Origin of the sequence: Streptococcus sp. CCH5-D3 (genome assembly GCF_001556435.1) — a bacterium.
In the GTDB taxonomy this organism is placed as follows: domain Bacteria; phylum Bacillota; class Bacilli; order Lactobacillales; family Streptococcaceae; genus Streptococcus.
Genome location: NZ_LSIW01000105.1, coordinates 1 through 458, shown reverse-complemented (window position 1 = coordinate 458; position 458 = coordinate 1). Strand labels below are relative to the sequence as shown.

1 protein-coding gene is annotated in these 458 nt (G+C 43.9%); it reads left to right on the top strand.

Annotation, left to right across the window (positions count from 1 at the left end; genetic code table 11):
• On the top strand, nt 1-458 hold a 458-nt coding region (locus AX662_RS07185), incomplete at both ends, for a YSIRK-type signal peptide-containing protein (RefSeq protein ID WP_197414674.1).

Genomic DNA, 458 nt, shown 5'->3' with positions numbered 1-458 from the left:
TACACGAACAACAACGTTTTTCCATTCGTAAATATTCATTTGGGGCAGCATCAGTTCTTTTAGGAGCTAGTTTGGTCTTTGCGGGTCAAGCTTTGGCTGATGAGCATCATGAGGTTTCAACACCTTCAGATGCTTCTTTGTTTGCTACCTCAGATAGTGATGCTGTGACCGCAGCTGATATTTTCAGTGGTGTAGCAACAGATGGGGTATCGTCAAGTGAGAAAGCTAGTCAAGTCTCAACAACTAGTGAAACTGCTACTAGCGAGGCTACAAGTGAAGTGAGCACTAGTACCTCACAAGCAACAGATAAAACTTCTGAATCAACAGCTGCCAGCTCAGAAGCAACAAGTGCTACAAATGCTTCATCTGAAAAAGCCACTAACCTTGATGTATCTGCCTTAACGAGAGCAGCTGTCAATACTAGTTTGGTGAGCCAACCAGCTACAACTACAGACAGC